This window comes from Actinoallomurus sp. CA-150999 (assembly GCF_050942425.1).
Classification (GTDB): Bacteria; Actinomycetota; Actinomycetes; order Streptosporangiales; family Streptosporangiaceae; genus Actinoallomurus.
Genome location: NZ_CP192063.1, coordinates 10,635,602 through 10,651,310 on the forward strand (window position 1 = coordinate 10,635,602; position 15,709 = coordinate 10,651,310).

Sequence of the window (15,709 nt, forward strand, 5' to 3'; positions counted from 1 at the left end):
CCGATGCTAGCCAGCGGGTCCGTCGAACACGGTGATGCGACGGTAGACGATCGCGGCGAGAGCGAACGCCAGGCCGCCGACGGTGAAGAGCACGTCGGTGGCGCCGCTCGCGAACAGGCACCAGAACGAGGGGTGCGAGGTTCCCAGGGTCTGTGCCGTCGTCAGCCCGGTGAATCCTTTCGGCAGGATCCCGGTGACCCGAACCAGATCGTCGCCGACACCCGAGACCCCGCGTGCCCCCAGGAGCACGGCCCCCGTCCACGCGGCGGAGAGAAGCATCCATCGAGGAACCCGCCACCCCCACGACTGAGCCAGGGCCAACGGCAGCAGGGCTCCGACGATGACCATGAGAACGACGATCAACGAGAACACCTGGATGACGATCTGCCCAGCCCCATGCCGATCCGAAGCGGAGGGGAATTCGAGGCCGGCGATGTACCAGACGACGTGCCAGGCCAGAAAGACCATCACCCAGGCGAATGCCGTATAGGCGGTCCTTCGATTAGCGCGCCGGACATCGTCGCGCATGCGGCGATCCGGCGATATCCGGTCGGCTCGCCGCGGTCGGGCATACGAGGTGAGCAAGCCTCCGAAGGGTTTCATGCCATCGATCATCATTGGGGCCACCGCGTCGGCACGTCCCCCTCCCGGGTGACGATGCTCCCCTAAAAGGCGGAGACGGCAGAGCTACCCGAGGGGCTCGAAGTAGCTGTGGAAGGTGATGTCGCCGACGCGAACAGAGTCGCCTTTCGTCGCATTACCCTGTTCATCTGTCGTGAGGGCGGTGACGTAGGACAGCTGGATTGAGCGGTCACCCGCCTTGAGAGCCTTGGGGGACGGCGGATCGTACTCTGGACTCGACAGGAACCGTCTGGGGTGGTCGATCAAAACATCCCGGGAAAGCGGTGGATCCGCCAGAACGGTGAGTCCCACATCGGCGTCGATGGTGGGGGCGCGACCGGCATCCCCCGGGGCCCAACCATTGGGCCGTGGTTCGACGTGTGTCCAGGTAACGGCCAATGCGCCGAAGCGTACCGGTCCGGGCACGGTCGGCTGCACATCTCATCCAAGCCAACTTGCGCCCATCATGGGCCCCAGGAGGATAGGCGCATCTTTGTACAACGTCATTTCCCGCAAATGACGACGCGACTGCCGAGAGTAGTGCTCTGTTTCCTTCGTGTCCATGCGAGGCGGCTGCGGTTGCCCGAGCAGTTGCCCCAGAACACCCGACTCCACAAGAAGACTCTTTACGAGGCCGACCGCCTCCATAACGCCGTCGCGAGCCTGGGTCGCTTCGTCCTCAACGCGTTTCCAGTATCGGCGATTCTTCGAAACACCCTCCTGTTCCAATCGGAGGGCCGCCTTCCCGTGCGCTTCCCCGAAGGCGGTGCACAGGTCAAGCGCTGTCGCGGTGACCGCGCCGTTCAGCTGCGTCCACGCTGTCTTCGCCGCGTCCGGGCGACCCAGCGCGATGGCGCACAGCAGAACGTAGCGCTCGGCCACCGCGGTCTGCAGCGACGAACGCGCGGAAACGGCCGCCTCCCGGAATCGCTCCCGTGCGCTGGTCAGCTCCTCGGCTCGCACGAGCGGGTCGTGGGCCGCACCCGCGTCCAGCAGGCCGCGCAGACCCAACGCGAGCGACACCTGGTATCGCTGGTCCAGGACCTCGTCGAGTCGCCGTTCAATGCCGCTCAACTGCTGCTCTATCCCGGCCAGGCGCTCGGTCAGCCGATCCTCACTGGCGGCCAAGGTTCCGAAGAGCTCACTCGCGAGGTCGCCAAGACCCTGCCGACCGGTGAGCGAACCGACCAGCCGCTGCACCCCGTACTTCCCGACAAGAACAGTGACCGCCGTCAGCGCCTCCACGACCCACATACAACAGCCCGGCACCGCCCGAACACAAGCCGGATCACCACGCCCGCAAAGGCGCCCCGCCACGCATCGACGCCACCGCTCTGAGGTGCGGGACAGCCGATCTGCCCGAGGCGGCGCTCGGGCCGGGCATGCGGCCTCTGCGGGCCGGTCCCGGCCCGAACCGGACGGCCGCCTAACCGGTCGCAGAACGCCACGTAGATAGAGAAGGCATGTTGCGGTGCAGCTCTTTGCCCGGACGTTCCTCCCTAGATATCGCTACAAACAGGGAGAACACAATGGAGCTTTCCGACAAGATCGCCGTGCTCGCCATCTTCGCCGTGCGCGCGGCGCTCGGCGTGATGTCCATGGGATGGGTCCTGATGGTGACCATCGCGACGGCCCACGAGGTGTGGTGGCCCGCCGTTCCCGAGATCGGCTACTGGCACGCCGTCCAGCTGGGCCTGCCCGTGGCGATTCTGGGCTGCTCGTACCTCGTCGGACTGTCGCGCGGCTCGAACAACTAGCGCCAGCTACAGGCGCCAGCCCCAACAACGTGCCGCCGACCCCTCGGCGGCACGTTCCTTTTCTTGGCATCGCCGGCCATCATCACGCCGTAAGTTCGGCGGGAGAGGCGGCGCTCTGAGGTGCGGGACAGCCGATCTGCCCGAGGTCACGCCTTACTCAGCGCGGGCGATGCCCACCGGACACGAGACACCGGTGCCACCGACGCCGCAGTAGCCGTTCGGGTTCTTGGCGTCCGACAAATACTGCTGGTGGTAGTCCTCGGCGAAGTAGAACTCGCCGGCGGGGACGATCTCGGTGGTGATCTCGCCGTAGCCGCTCTCGGTCAGGACCTTCTGGTAGGCGTCGCGGGAGGCCAGCGCGGCGTCGCGCTCGGCGTCGTCGCGGTAGAAGATGACCGAGCGATACTGCGTGCCGACGTCGTTGCCCTGGCGCATGCCCTGGGTCGGGTCGTGGCCCTCCCAGAAGGCCTTCAGCAGCTGCTCGTAGGAGATCTTGGCCGGGTCGTAGACGACGCGCACGACCTCGGCGTGGCCGGTCAGGCCGGAGCACACCTCTTCGTACGTGGGGTTCTCGGTGTAGCCGCCCGCGTAGCCGACGGCGGTGGACACGACGCCGGGGATCTTCCAGAAGGCGCGCTCGACGCCCCAGAAGCAGCCTTCACCGAACTCGGCGATCGCGGTGCCGGGCGGGTAGGGCGGGGCGAGGGGGGTGCCGAGCACCGTGTGCCGCTCGGCCACCGGCATGGAAGTGTCCCGTCCGGGCAGGGCCTCGTCGGGACTGATCATCTTCGTCTTCGCGAATCCGAACACCCCTGCAGGCTATCCCCCGGCGCAAACGAGACGTCGTCCGTGAAGCATTGCTTGACAGTACCGTTCAGCATTTACGCTGATTACGACTTGCTACAATTTTTCCGTGGCTGATACCCGTCGTGGCATTCTGTCCGGCATCGCGGCATACACGATCTGGGGCTTGTTCCCCCTGTACTGGCCGCTGCTGAAGCCTGCCGGGCCGATCGAGATCCTCGCCCACCGCATGATGTGGTCGCTGGCCGCCGTGCTGGTGATCCTCGCCGTGCGCCGGAACTGGGGCTGGCTCAAGACCATGCGGCCACGGCGGATCGCGCTGCTGGCCCTCGCCGCGACGGTCATCACGATCAACTGGGGAATTTACATCTACGCCGTCAACAACGGGCACACGATCGAGGCGGCCCTCGGCTACTTCATCAACCCGCTGGTCAGCGTGCTGCTCGGCGTCCTGATCTTCCGGGAACGGCTGCGCCGCTGGCAGTGGGCGGCGATCGGGATCAGCGTGGTCTCCGTCGCGGTCCTCGCCGCGGACTACGGCCGGCTGCCGTGGATCGCGCTGCTGCTGGCCTGCAGCTTCGGCACGTACGGCCTGATCAAGAAGTTCGCGGCCACGGGGTCGGCGGAGAGCCTGACGGTGGAGACGGCGGTGCTGTTCCTGCCCGCCCTGGGGTGCACGCTGTTCGCGCCGCATCAGACGTTCACCGGGCACGGCGCCGGGCATGTGGCCCTGCTCGTCGGCGCCGGAGTGGTGACGGCGATCCCGCTGATGCTGTTCAACACCGCGGCGACGCGCGTGCCGCTCACGGTCATCGGCATGCTGCAGTACCTGACACCGGTGCTGCAGTTCCTGATCGGGCTGGTGGTCCAGCACGAGGCGATGCCGGCGAGCCGGTGGGTCGGGTTCCTGCTGGTCTGGACGGCTCTGGTGATCTTCAGCGTGGACGGGCTCCGCACCGCCCGCTCCAAGCGGCGCGCGGTGGTCCGGCCGGAGCCCGTTGCCGAGGCGGCCTGAGTCAGTTCACCTTGGTGAGGAGGGTGGCGGCGTCGTTGTCGAAGACCGCGGCGTAGGACCGCCAGTCGGTGGCGCCACCCGCCTGGAAACCGCCGAGCGCGCCGATCACGTACCCGCTCTGCGTGTGGCTGTTGTAGTTCATGATCCACGGGCTGCCGCTGGTGCCGTCGTAGTAGCCCTTGCAGTCGAAGCCCTGCTGGAACGTCGAGTGCTTGAACGTGTAGTTGGAGCACTGGATCGGCCGGTCGGCCGGGTAGTACCGCTTCTGCGGGTAACCGATGACCGTCACCCACTTGTGGAAGCCCTGAGTCGCGCGGAACTTGTTGGCGCCGACCACGTTCTCGATGTGGCGTCCGCCCACCGTGCGGACCGCGGCGAAGCCGAAGTCGAGGTCGGGGTCGCCGTGGCCGGTCCAGCGCCCGTCCAGCCACATCTGGCGGACGGGCCAGACGCCGTACGGCCTCGGATGGGAGGTGTTGTAGTCCGGGACGAAGGCGATGTTGCTGAAGTAGCGGTGCTTGTTCGCGTCGTAGAGGCAGTGCCCGGCCGTGAGGACGGCGTTCCTCCCCGCCGTGTGGATGACGCTCCCGGTGCAGTAGTGGCTGCCGCTGCCGTTGCTGTAGAACACCGCGCCGACGACCTTGCTGCCCCCGCTCCGCTTCGAGGTCGGCGTCCCGGCCGGCGGACCGGCCAGATCCGGGGTCTTCCCGGACGACCGGATTCGCTCCGGCGTGGCGGACGCCATCCGGGAGACGGTCCAGTAGGCGGCGACGCTCGCGGTGTCCTGTTCGTGGCTCACCACCCGTACCGTGCCGGTGTCGGCCGCGGCGGCCGGCACCGCGAGGGAGGACAGTGACGCGGTGAGCAGCGCGCCATGGAGCAATGGTCTGATCTTCACCAGGCCCCCGCTTTCATGATCGAAAATAGTACGACGGCGCACTATTTCATGATCATTAATGCGATAGACCCAGATTTCGGGTGATCAGGCCGCGGATACCGTCGTTCCGATCGTCCGACCGGGGGCGTATCCGCAGGTCAGCAAGGTCATCTCGGTGCCGCGTCGTGGCCGGATGTGGACGTTCCCCCACACGCGGGTACGGGGTCGCTCCCCAGCGCTCAGGCCTGATTGTTCGCGGTGACGGCGAGGCGGCCGATGTCGTCGTCGAAGAGCGGGCTGTAGGACCGCCAGTCGTACTCGCCGCCGCGCTGATAGCCGCCGATCACGCCGATCACGTAGCCGCGCTGCGCCTGGTCGTCGTACTGGGCGATCCACGGGGCGCCGCTGGTGCCGCCGGTGAAGCCGCCGCAGTCGAACCGGAGCTGGCGGTCCTCCTGCCGGTATGAGCGGCCGGTGCAGCGGATCGGGCGGTCGCTCGGGTAGTTGGCCTTCGACGGGTAGCCGATGACCGTGACGCGGTTGGCATAACCCGTGTTCACGAGCATCTCGTTCGCCCCGACGACGTCGGCGATGCGCCGGCCGTCCATCACCTGCACGGCGGCGAACCCGACGTCGGCGTCCTGGTCGCCGTGGTCGAGCCAGCGCTCGTCCGTCACCATCAGCCAGACCGGCCAGGTGCCGTACGGGCGGCGGCCCTGGCTGTACTTCGGGACGAAGACGATGTGGCTGTTCCAGGTGTGGCTGGTCGGGCTGTACAGGCAGTGGGCCGCCGTGATGAGGAGGTTCCGCTTCGGTGAGTCGACGACGCTGGCGGTGCAGTAGTGGCGGCCGCTGCCGCTGCCGAAGAAGAGCGCTCCGACGACGCGGCTGCCGCCCGTGGGGACGGCCGAGGGGATCGCCGAGGGCGGCCCCGCCTGCCGCGCCAGGCGCACGTCCCGAGGGTCGAGAGGGGTCGCCGACGCCATGAGGGCCGCCGTCCAGTACGCGGCGGCGCGCGCACCGGCGGCGGGGTCGACGAAGGAGACGGGGTGGGCGCCGTGCCTTCCGGCGGCCACGGCCGGCGAGGCCGGGCTGATCGACGCCAGGCCGGTCAGGATGGCACAGCACAGTCGTCTGGTCTTCACCGGTGACTCACCCTCCGTGCGCAGGCGTACACGATAACGAACTATCGCATCATCGCCGCGCCGCCGCCGGGTTTTCGGCGGCCGTGTCGCGCTCTGGCCGCCGCGCGGCCGGACGGGGACCTCGAGACAGGCCCCTCAGCCGCGGTTCTTGGCGGTGGTGAAGAGGTGGTTGATGTCCTTGTCGAAGACCGAGCTGTAGGAGCGCCAGTCGTACTTGCCGCCCTCCTGGTAGCCCCCGATCACGCCCATCACGTCGCCGCGCCGGGTGGTGGTGTTGTAATTCTTCAGCCAAGGACTGCCGCTGGTGCCGCCGTAGAAGCCGTTGCAGTCGAACTTGATCTGATACTTGAAGGCCTTGTGGGTGGTCACCGTGCAGTAGATCGGCTTGTCGACGGAGGAGTACTTCTTCATCGGGTAGCCGATGACGCGGACCCGGTTGGTGTAGCCCTGGTTGATGACGAGCCGGTTCGCGCCGACGACGTCCGCGATCTTGCTGTTGTTGCGCGTGCCGACCACCGCGAAGCCGAAGTCGAGGTCCGGGTCGCGGTTCTTCTTCCAGCGCGAGTCGACGTACATGTACTTGATGGTCCAGGCGCCGTACGGGCGGCTGCCGTTGCTGTAGCGCGGCACGAAGACGATGTTCTTGGCCCAGCCCTTGGTGCCGTAGAGGCAGTGCCCGGCCGTGAGGATGAGGCTCTTCTTGGGCGTGCTGACGACGCTGGCGGTGCAGTAGTGGCTGCCGCTGCCGTTGCTCAGGAACAGCGCGCCGACCACCGGGCTTCCGGTCCACGTGGCCGCGGTCGGCCTGCTGGACGCGATGCCCATCTTGCCGGTCGAGAGGGCCTGCGTCGGCCGTCCGTCGAGCGGCGTCGCCGCCGCCATGCGCTTAACAGTCCAGAACGCCAACGTGGCCGGGTCGGCGAGACCGAACGGATCGTCCGCCTGGACGGTCACCGGAGTACCGTCCTCATTGGCGGGCCCGGCGAGCGCCGGTCCCGCAAGAGTGACCAACGTCGCTGGAATCAGGACAATCGGGAGGATCCTCGTCGACCGCACCAGCTACCCCGTCTATTGACAACCGTTAACACAAGCAAAGCGAATCAATAGCGTAGCCCTAACCTCGCGGCGCTTGATCAAGATATGCAGTAACTTGCATGTGCCTGGATTGACCTGACGCTGCCCGCACAGCGGTGGCGAGAGCCCGCGAGGCTTGGAGGAGGAAGCAGTGCGACCAGCGCGTAAGGCCGTCACGGCCACCGTTGCGGCCGTCATGGCGACCGGTCTGGGCGCCGCGCCCGCCGCCGCGCAGGGCATCGATGTGACACCGAACACGCCGCATGCCGGGCAGCGGATCCACATCTCCGTTCCCGACTGCAGCGTCGGCCCGACACCGCACATCGCGAAGTCGGAGGCGTTCGCCCACGATGTGACGCTCTACGGCAAGGCGGACACCGGCGACGGCGATCCGCGGCTCAAGAAGGACCTGCGGCCGGGCACGTACGCCATCACCGCGTCGTGCGGCAACGGCCGTACGGTCCGCGGTCAGATCGTCGTGGCCGCCAAGGCCGGCAGGCCCGCGACGCCCGGCAAGCAGTCCCACAAGCCCGTCACGTCGCAGGCGACCCCCGGCGGCGCGTCACCTCACCCCACGTCGTCCACGGCCACGCTCAACGCCAGCCCCGCCGCGTCGCAGAGCAAGAAGAGCTCCAACATGCCGTTCCTGGCGATCATTGGGGTCATGGCGGTGCTGATCTTCGGCGGCGCCGGCCTGCTGTTCGCCCGCCGCCGACGTAATTAGTGCGGTGACAACATAGGTTCACCGGGTTGCCGACGCACCGGTGACCGGTGCCCCACGGCACCTGCTATCCCCACGGCACCTGCTATCCCCACGGCTGCCACTTCCTGAGCGATGACCAGCCGTGGGGCGTCGCCGCCGTCTAGGTGATGCGTGTTCCGGCGCTACGGATGGGCATCGTTCCAGCCCCAGGGGCGAAGCCCGCCGGCGTTCCGGCCGGTCGTGTTGAGGTCCTCGTCGAGGCGACGTTCGCCATACCCCTTGACCAACGTCGTTGGTGTGCGTCGAACGATCCGCCCTCCAGCACACCGGATGTGCACTGGACGTTCCCGTATCGCTTCCGAGAGTCGATCCCGCTGCGCATGGTTCGCTCGGTCCCCTGTTTCTTCGTTGGTGAGATCCGCAAGTACACCTAACGCGTGTTCATGCTGTTCAGGCCACCCGTCGGACGGAACCGCACGGGATCGGACGACGTGCACGAGACCAGAACCGGCCGGTGGCGAAGTGACCTGCGGATCGTCGTGGGCGGCCTCCGGCCGACAGCCGCGGCCCTATTGCCCTGTTCGGACGCGATTGATCGATACGACCGCGATTCGACAGAATGAAGGCCATGGATCAGGGTGGCCACGGCGACCATCGCCGGCCGCGGGCATCGGCGCTGCCGCAGGCGCCGGGGAGACCCCTCCATCCGCGGAAATACGGTGCCCCATCGACGGCGTCCGACGTTGTGGACGATGAGTGCCCTTATCAGGGCCTTGCGCCATTCGACGCCGAGCGAACCGAGTTCTTCTTCGGGCGTACACGTGCGACCCGCGGCATTCTCGAGCGCCTGGGATCACGCCTGACAGAGCACGGCACCATGCTGCTGGTCTCGGGTCCCTCGGGTGTGGGCAAGTCGTCGCTGTTGCGGGCGGGGCTGATGCCGGCGCTGGCGCAAGGGATGTTGCCGGCGGTCGGATCGCAGCGTTGGCCGCGCCTGCTCATGACGCCGACCTCAAGTCCGCTGCGCACACTGGCGGAGCGCTGGACGGAAGTGTTCGGCGGGGACACCGAAAAGCTTTACGAGGGGCTGCGAGACGAGCCGCAGGATGCCCTGTCCGGAGGTGTCCCCCCGGACCGCCGACCCATACTGGTGGTTGATCAGTTCGAGGAGCTGTTCACCGTGGTGGCGGACGAGCGGGAGCGCCAAGCGTTCGTGGGGGCTCTGCACGCCCTGGCCGAGGGTCCCGCGCAAGCCGGAGTGATCATCGGTGTGCGCGCGGACTATTGGGACCGATGCGCCGCCTACCCGCAGTTGGCGGAGGCCATCCAGGACGGCCAGGTCATCGTCGAGCCGATGACGGAAGAGGATCTGCGGCTGGCCATCACCGGGCCCGCGGCCGCGGTGGGCCTGGAGATCGAGCCGGGCCTGGTGGAGACCATCCTCGGCGAGTTGCGCGCCGACCAGGCCGTCGGCGATCGGTACGAGGCCGGGGCCCTGCCCTTGCTCTCGCAGGCGTTGCGCAATATGTGGGACAGGCGGGAGAACGGTCGGCTGACCATCCGCGGCTATGAGGAGTCCGGCCAGATCCGCGACTCCGTACGGCGCACCGCCGACGAGGTCCTCGGGCTCCTGTCGACGGACGACCGCAAGACCGCCTTCAAGCTCTTCCGGCGGATGACCTTGATCACCGCAGGTGGGCGAGTGGCGCGGCGCAGGGTGACGCTGCCCGAGATTCACGCGGCCGCGTCCGCGGACTCGGCGGAGCGGCGCGATCGTGTCGAGACGCTGCTGTCCGCGTTCGCCGACCGGCGATTGATCACTTTGCACGAGGACGCCGTCGAAATCGCCCATGACGCGCTCCTGACCGCATGGCCGGCACTTCGTCTGTGGCTCGAACCCGACTTGACCGCACAAGCGGTGTACGACGGGCTCATCGACGACGCCGCGGAGTGGGCCGGGCATCACCGCGACACCGCCTTCCTCTACCGAGGCGCGCGATTGCTGTCCGTGCAGGACAGCCGGCCCCGCTGGGACCGCGACCCCGACAGCTTCCCGCCGCCCGGCCCCACCGTGGAAGGCTTCATCTCGGCATCGACGCAGGCGGCCCGGCGAGCAGGCCGCCGTCGCCGTCTCGTGATGGCCGGCCTGGCGGTGCTGACGGTCTTCGCCCTCATCGCGGCCGGCAGCGCCGTCAACGCGGCGAACGAGGCCGACCACCAACGCAGACTGGCGGTCTCACGCCAGCTGGCAGCGCAGAGCGAGATCGTCGGCGATCCGATCACCTCCGCGCAGTTGGCCGTGGCGGCGTGGCGAATCGCGCCCACCCCCGAGGCCCGCCATCGTCTGCTGGTCACGACGGCGGGCGCGACCCGCGGAACGCTCGTCGGGCACCAGGCGTACGTCAGATCATCGGCGTTCAGCCGCGACGGCAGGATGATCGCCACCGGCGGTGAGGACGGGACCGCGCGCCTCTGGGACACGGCTTCGCATCGGCAACTCGGCGCCCCGATCGTCCTCCCGCGACAAGAGTGCTCCGACTGGCTCCCGGCGGGGGTGCAGGTGGCCATCAGTCCCGACGGGCGGGTGCTGGCTTCGGCCTGCGCCCGGATCGTCCGGTTCTGGGATGTGTCCACGCACCGACAGGTGGGGCGCCCGCTGGACAACGGGGCTCTCGTGTCGACGATCGCCTTCGCCCCGGACGGGAGGACTCTCGCGTCCGCGGGCTTCAGGAACACCGTCCGGCTGTGGGATGTCGCCGACGGCCGCCAACGGTGGGAGAACATCGGCCGCGCCACTGGAGCGGACGGCCATGACACGATCAACGCGGTGGCCTTCAGCGCCGACGGGAAGCGCCTGGCCACCGCGAGCTCTGACCGCACCGTACGCCTCTGGGACACCACCTCCCACGATCAGATCGGCGCGCCCTTCGCGGGACACACCGGTGACGTCGATGGCGTCGCGTTCAGCCCGGGCGGGAAGAGCCTCGCGACCGCGAGCACGGATGGAACCGCCCGGCTCTGGAGTCTGGCCACCCACCGGCAGATCGGTGCCGCCCTGAGGAGGCCCGATGGCAGAAGCGCCTTCTATTGGATCACCTTCAGCCCCGACGGCAGGCGGCTCGCCACCGCCGGAGACGACGGCCTCATCCGTCTCTGGGACACGACCAGCCATCAGCAGGTGGGCGAACTGGGCGCCAACGACCTTCCCATCTGGCGAGTGGCGTTCAGCCCTGACGGAAGGCTCCTCGCCGCTGCGGGCGACGACGGCGTGGTGCGGCTGTGGGATCCCATGACCCACCAGCAGATCGGCGACGCCATGCCCGGAAGATCCGCCATCGCGCTGAGCCCCGATGGACGAACCGTCGCCACCGGCGGACCCGGCAGAGACGATCCGGCGGTCCGCCTGTGGGATGTGGCCACCCAACGTCCTACCGGCCGCCTGCTGCGCCCGACGGACGGCCCGTCGCGCGGCGGCGCCGTCTTTCAAATGGCTTTCAGTGCCGGCGGGCGGACACTCACGACTTTGAGCACCGACGCCGTGCGGACATGGGACACGACGAGCGGACGTCAGACCGGTTCTCCCGGCTACGTGGAGAAACGCAGTGGTGTCACGGCGCTCAGCCCCGGCGGCAGGTTCCTCGCCGTCGAAAAGGACGATTCCATAACGTCTTGGGACCTCGCCGGCCGCCGCGAGATCGGGACACGAATCCGCGTTCCCGGCAACGCCCCCATCATCTCGGCGATGGCCATCAGCCCCGACGGCGCCTTCCTGGCCACCGATGACTTCGACCGCAACGTGCGTCTTTTCGACGTGGCCAAGGGCCGTCAGATCGGGACTCCGCTGCCCGTCGGCACCAACGTGATCATGGTCTCCATGGCGTTCGCCCCCGATGGCAGGACCCTGGCCATCGGAGCCGCCGATGACACCGTACGGCTGTGGGACGTGGCGGGCCATCGTCCGGTCGGAGCCGCTCTAACCGGTCACGCCGGCCGGATCAGCGCGATGGCGTTCAGTCCTGACGGCAGGATTCTCGCGACCGGCTCCGCGGACCGCACCGTGAGGCTGTGGGATCTGTCGACGTACCGCCAGATCGGGGCTCCGCTCACGGGACATACCAGCACCGTGACCGACATCGCCTACGGCCGGGACGGAACCACCGTCGCGACGGTGAGCGAGGACGGCACCGCGAGGCTGTGGAACGTCGTCCTGCCCGCCGACCCGGTCGCCGCCGCATGCGCCATCGCCGGCCGCTCCTTCACCCGTGCCGAATGGGAGCGCTACGTGCCGCAGGAGAAGTTCCGACGGATATGTCCGTGACGGTGCATGCCCGCAGCGAGAATACTGCCCCACGTCATCCCTACGGATAGGGCGAGGATGTTCCTACGAGGTTTCCGGCGGCGAACGGGCAGACCCGTCCCGGAACTGGCCACGTTGTTCCGCTCGATCGTCGACCAGGGACGCGACGTCCATCCGATGGCGTCCGATTTCCTGGAGCACTTCATGGACGGCGCCGGCGCCTCAAGGACGCTGTCGTCGCGCTGGCTGCGCTCGTACAGAGTGATCCAAAAGGCCGAGCAGAAGAATCAGCACCGTTTTGAACGCCAGCTCGCGCAAGAGGCGAAACGGTTGCCCGACGGCGCCTCGACCTGGCTCCACGATCACTGGGACGCCCGGATCAACGCGCTCATCGGCACGGAACTCTTCTATGTCAGCAGAATGAGCATGCTGCGCTCACGGGGATCGTTCACCCTGACGCGGACCGGTCCGGAAGTGCGGGTGTCCGGCACGGTTCGCCACCACTGGTTCGATCCCTATGACTGGGACCGCGGCCGATGGGTCTACATCCCCCGGCACGGGTTCGTTCCCATCGCCGTCGGCCGGGAGCTGGTCGAATCCGACGAGGCGCGCAACTTCCTGATGGAGTCACGTCATGTTCAAACGCTGGTGGGCACATTCCCGGACGGGCGATGGCCTCGGCGCCGCGCGGCGACCCTCGAATGGTCGCTGGTGAGGACGGGGCACCGATGACCGCGGGCAGCCCCCGTCCCCCCGATCCCACCGAGGTCCACACCGTCGCGGATTTCGTCCGGTCGCTGGTCCTGCTCAAGCAGTGGGCAGGCGAGCCACCGCTGAGCAGACTCCGGTCACTCGGCGGCCAGGCGGTGACCCCGGACGGCGCCACGATCGACGCGTTGCCCAAGAGCACGGTCTCCCATGTTCTACGGCAGACCGACAAGCTGCCACGATGGGATTTCGTCAAGGCGTTCGTCACCGCATGCCTGCGCTACTGCGACCATCCGGCCGAACTCATCCCTGATGAGCTCGAACGCTGGCGCGCGGCCAGGAGCACCCTGGCCGAGGCCCCCATCAGTGCACCGCCCGCGGAAAGCGGCGACGAGCGAACGTCGCCGGTGGTCACGGCGCCCGGGCCGGTGGAACCCGACAGTCCGGTCGTGGCGGACGCGCCTGTGGTGATCGCAAGGGCGGGTGTGGCCACTCATGGGGACATCACCGACCATCCCGAACACGACCACACCATCGCACTGCTGGCACGGCGAGTGGCCCGGGAGGAGGACAGAGCGCGCAAGGGGCTGCTCGGCGGCTACAGCATCGCACCGCTCTCCTTCAGATCGCACGCCGACTCGATCCGCCACGACGACGGCACCGGCGAGATGCGGGACGATTTGCACTCGATCGGCCACTTCTTCGACGACCTACGCCCCCAGCGCCTGCTGGTCGTCGGTGAATCAGGAGCGGGCAAGACGGTACTCGCGATCGAACTGGTCCTGCAGTTGGTCGAGCCCCTGCTGGACATTCAGGGGCGGCCCGGTGGCCGGCCGATGGTGCCCGTACGCGTGAACGCCGCTCGTTGGACCCCGGGGAGCCCATTCGAACAGTGGCTGGCCGAGCAACTGGTGCAGGACTTCGGACTCGCGGCCACGGACGCGCTGCGGCTGGTGCGGGACCGCCGCGTACTGCCGGTGATGGATGGGCTGGACGAGTTGGACCCCGAGCCCTCCGCGGGCCCGCCCCGCCGGGCGATCGGACTGCTGACCGAGCTCAACCGGTACAGCGATCTTTCCGGACGGCGGCCAGGTGCGGTCGTCGTCACCTGTCGAGCCGACCGCCATGCCCAGTTGGTCGAATCCCGGGTCGGACTCGACAACTCCACCCGCGTACATCTGCACGATCTGACCGTCGAGCAGATCAACGCGTACCTGCGTGCCCGCTGGCCGGACGACCATCCGTGCAGCCCGCACCGCGACCAGATCCACGCGGCGCTGACGGGACCATCGGGGACCGCGGTCCATTCCGCTCTGCGCACACCGTGGCGGCTGTCGCTGACCGCGACCGCCGTGGAGTCCGGCGCCGACACCGCCGAACTACTGCACGTCGCCCCTGCCGCGGGTCTCCCCGAAGCAGCGGCCCAGATAGGCCGACGACTACTCGAAGCGTACGTCCCGGCGGCGACCGGGCTCACCCCGCGCACAGCCGACGGCACTCGATACCATCCCGCGCAGGTGCGGTCGTGGCTGGAGCACCTCGCCGACCACCTGCGGTGGCAGGCGGCCCGCGCCGCCGAGATGGATCGGCCGCCGTCCGGTCTCACGGCGATCGACATCGTCCCGCACCTGCTGTGGCCGATCGGCGGCCGGCGTCGGGTCCGGGCGCTGCACTGCCTGTGCTGCGCGATATTCGCGGTGATCGCCATGCTGGCGTTCTGGGTGGGATCGGCCGTCGATCCTCTCACCGACCTGCGCGACGGGCTGGGCGCGGGAGAAGGTCTTACTCTGGCTCTGATGGTGGGCTGGGTGGCCATCGCCACCGGCCTGTCACTGTCGCCATGGCCGGCCGCCGACGGCGGACGCGCCAACGTGCCCCACCGGCGCCGCATGATCGGCGGACTGCTCGGTGCTCTCGCGGGCGGCCCGGTCGGGGTGCTCGGCGGTCTGGGCGGCCTCATGCTGACGTCAGGCAGAGTGTTCGGTCCGGGCTTCGCCGTCGCCGCGGGGGCCGCTGGGGGCTCGGTGCTCGGAGCGCTCATCGGGCTCACCGCGGCCGGGCGGCAACGGGCCGAGCACAGGACCCTTTCCGAGGTGATCCGCACCGAGCCCCTCACCCTCCTGGGGTTCGGACTGTGCGGGGCGCTCACCGGGCTGCCGCCGCTACGCCTCGCCGCCGCCGGCTCGGTGCAACTCTTCGTCGGGGTTACAGGGGGCTTCGCCCTGGCGTTCGCACTGGGCGTCGTCTTCAAGATCGCAACGGGTGGTTGGAGCAAGGACGCGGAACTGGCCCACCCACGAGAGGCCCTTCACCGCAATCCGATGATCGGAGTGGCCTTCGGCCTCACCGGCGGCGTCGCCGCCGTGCTCGTGTTCGTCATGAACCAGGGAGTCATCGAGTCCGTGGTGTGTGCGCTCATCGGTGGCGTGGCATTCGGCCTGGCCTTCGGCGCGGTCGCCTGGTCCCGCGCCATGATCGGCCTGCTCATCGCAGCCGCGCGCGGCCTGCTTCCGCTGCGGCTCCTGAGCTTTCTCGACTGGGCCTGCGAGGCACGGCTGCTGCGTATCAGCGGCGCCACCTACCAGTTTCGGCATCGCGAACTTCAGGAATTTCTCACCGCCCCTGAGGACGCCCACGGCACCTGAGCATCGGAGGCCGACGCCGATGCCGCTCGCTACGGACGGGGACTTCGAGACAGGCACTGAAGC

General features: G+C 68.3%; 13 protein-coding genes. 6 read left to right on the forward strand and 7 right to left on the reverse strand.

Annotated elements, in window-relative coordinates:
• Positions 1-6: 6 nt before the first annotated feature.
• From ACQP2O_RS49115 to ACQP2O_RS49125, 3 genes are all read right to left on the reverse strand, one after another.
• On the reverse strand, positions 7-528 hold the full coding sequence (locus ACQP2O_RS49115) for a hypothetical protein (protein ID WP_433176666.1): 522 nt from the start codon (positions 526-528) through the stop codon (positions 7-9).
• Positions 529-687: 159 nt separating this feature from the next.
• On the reverse strand, positions 688-1,059 hold the full coding sequence (locus ACQP2O_RS49120; protein ID WP_433176668.1) for a hypothetical protein: 372 nt from the start codon (positions 1,057-1,059) through the stop codon (positions 688-690).
• Between the two features lie 3 nt (positions 1,060-1,062).
• Positions 1,063-1,866 (reverse strand): hypothetical protein, encoded by an 804-nt coding sequence (locus ACQP2O_RS49125; RefSeq protein ID WP_433176669.1) that lies wholly within the window; start codon positions 1,864-1,866, stop codon positions 1,063-1,065.
• Between the two features lie 284 nt (positions 1,867-2,150).
• On the opposite strand from ACQP2O_RS49125, the gene ACQP2O_RS49130 reads away from it, so the two are divergent.
• Positions 2,151-2,378 carry a hypothetical protein gene (locus ACQP2O_RS49130; RefSeq protein ID WP_433176671.1) on the forward strand — a complete coding sequence of 76 codons (228 nt, stop codon included), beginning with the start codon at positions 2,151-2,153 and terminating at the stop codon, positions 2,376-2,378.
• A 153-nt stretch (positions 2,379-2,531) separates the two neighbouring features.
• Here ACQP2O_RS49130 and msrA read toward each other — a convergent pair whose 3' ends face one another.
• Entirely contained in the window at positions 2,532-3,188 is a 657-nt protein-coding gene (gene msrA / locus ACQP2O_RS49135; RefSeq protein ID WP_433176673.1) for a peptide-methionine (S)-S-oxide reductase MsrA, read from the reverse strand.
• A gap of 103 nt (positions 3,189-3,291) precedes the next feature.
• Here msrA and rarD point away from each other — a divergent pair, with 103 nt between their 5' ends.
• Complete coding sequence (gene rarD / locus ACQP2O_RS49140) at positions 3,292-4,197, forward strand: EamA family transporter RarD (protein ID WP_433176675.1); 906 nt, start codon at positions 3,292-3,294, stop codon at positions 4,195-4,197.
• A gap of 1 nt (position 4,198) precedes the next feature.
• Here rarD and ACQP2O_RS49145 read toward each other — a convergent pair whose 3' ends face one another.
• From ACQP2O_RS49145 to ACQP2O_RS49155, 3 genes are all read right to left on the reverse strand, one after another.
• The gene (locus ACQP2O_RS49145) at positions 4,199-5,095 is read right to left on the reverse strand and encodes a trypsin-like serine peptidase (RefSeq protein WP_433176677.1); all 897 of its coding nucleotides are present in this window, start codon (positions 5,093-5,095) and stop codon (positions 4,199-4,201) included.
• Positions 5,096-5,313: 218 nt separating this feature from the next.
• Complete coding sequence (locus tag ACQP2O_RS49150; protein ID WP_433176679.1) at positions 5,314-6,219, reverse strand: trypsin-like serine peptidase; 906 nt, start codon at positions 6,217-6,219, stop codon at positions 5,314-5,316.
• A gap of 135 nt (positions 6,220-6,354) precedes the next feature.
• Positions 6,355-7,173 carry a trypsin-like serine peptidase gene (locus ACQP2O_RS49155; RefSeq protein WP_433176681.1) on the reverse strand — a complete coding sequence of 273 codons (819 nt, stop codon included), beginning with the start codon at positions 7,171-7,173 and terminating at the stop codon, positions 6,355-6,357.
• Between the two features lie 271 nt (positions 7,174-7,444).
• On the opposite strand from ACQP2O_RS49155, the gene ACQP2O_RS49160 reads away from it, so the two are divergent.
• The 4 genes from ACQP2O_RS49160 (at position 7,445) to ACQP2O_RS49175 (ending at position 15,646) form a co-directional block, all read left to right on the forward strand.
• Complete coding sequence (locus ACQP2O_RS49160; RefSeq protein WP_433176683.1) at positions 7,445-8,017, forward strand: LPXTG cell wall anchor domain-containing protein; 573 nt, start codon at positions 7,445-7,447, stop codon at positions 8,015-8,017.
• Between the two features lie 607 nt (positions 8,018-8,624).
• Positions 8,625-12,314, forward strand: coding sequence for a hypothetical protein (locus ACQP2O_RS49165; RefSeq protein ID WP_433176685.1), 3,690 nt, complete (start codon positions 8,625-8,627; stop codon positions 12,312-12,314).
• 114 nt (positions 12,315-12,428) lie between these two features.
• A complete protein-coding gene (locus ACQP2O_RS49170; RefSeq protein ID WP_433176687.1) occupies positions 12,429-13,025 on the forward strand; it encodes a hypothetical protein in 597 nt (198 codons plus the stop codon).
• Positions 13,022-15,646, forward strand: coding sequence for an NACHT domain-containing protein (locus ACQP2O_RS49175; RefSeq protein ID WP_433176689.1), 2,625 nt, complete (start codon positions 13,022-13,024; stop codon positions 15,644-15,646). Before ACQP2O_RS49170 ends, ACQP2O_RS49175 begins: the two co-directional genes overlap by 4 nt.
• The last annotated feature ends 63 nt before the right edge of the window (positions 15,647-15,709 follow it).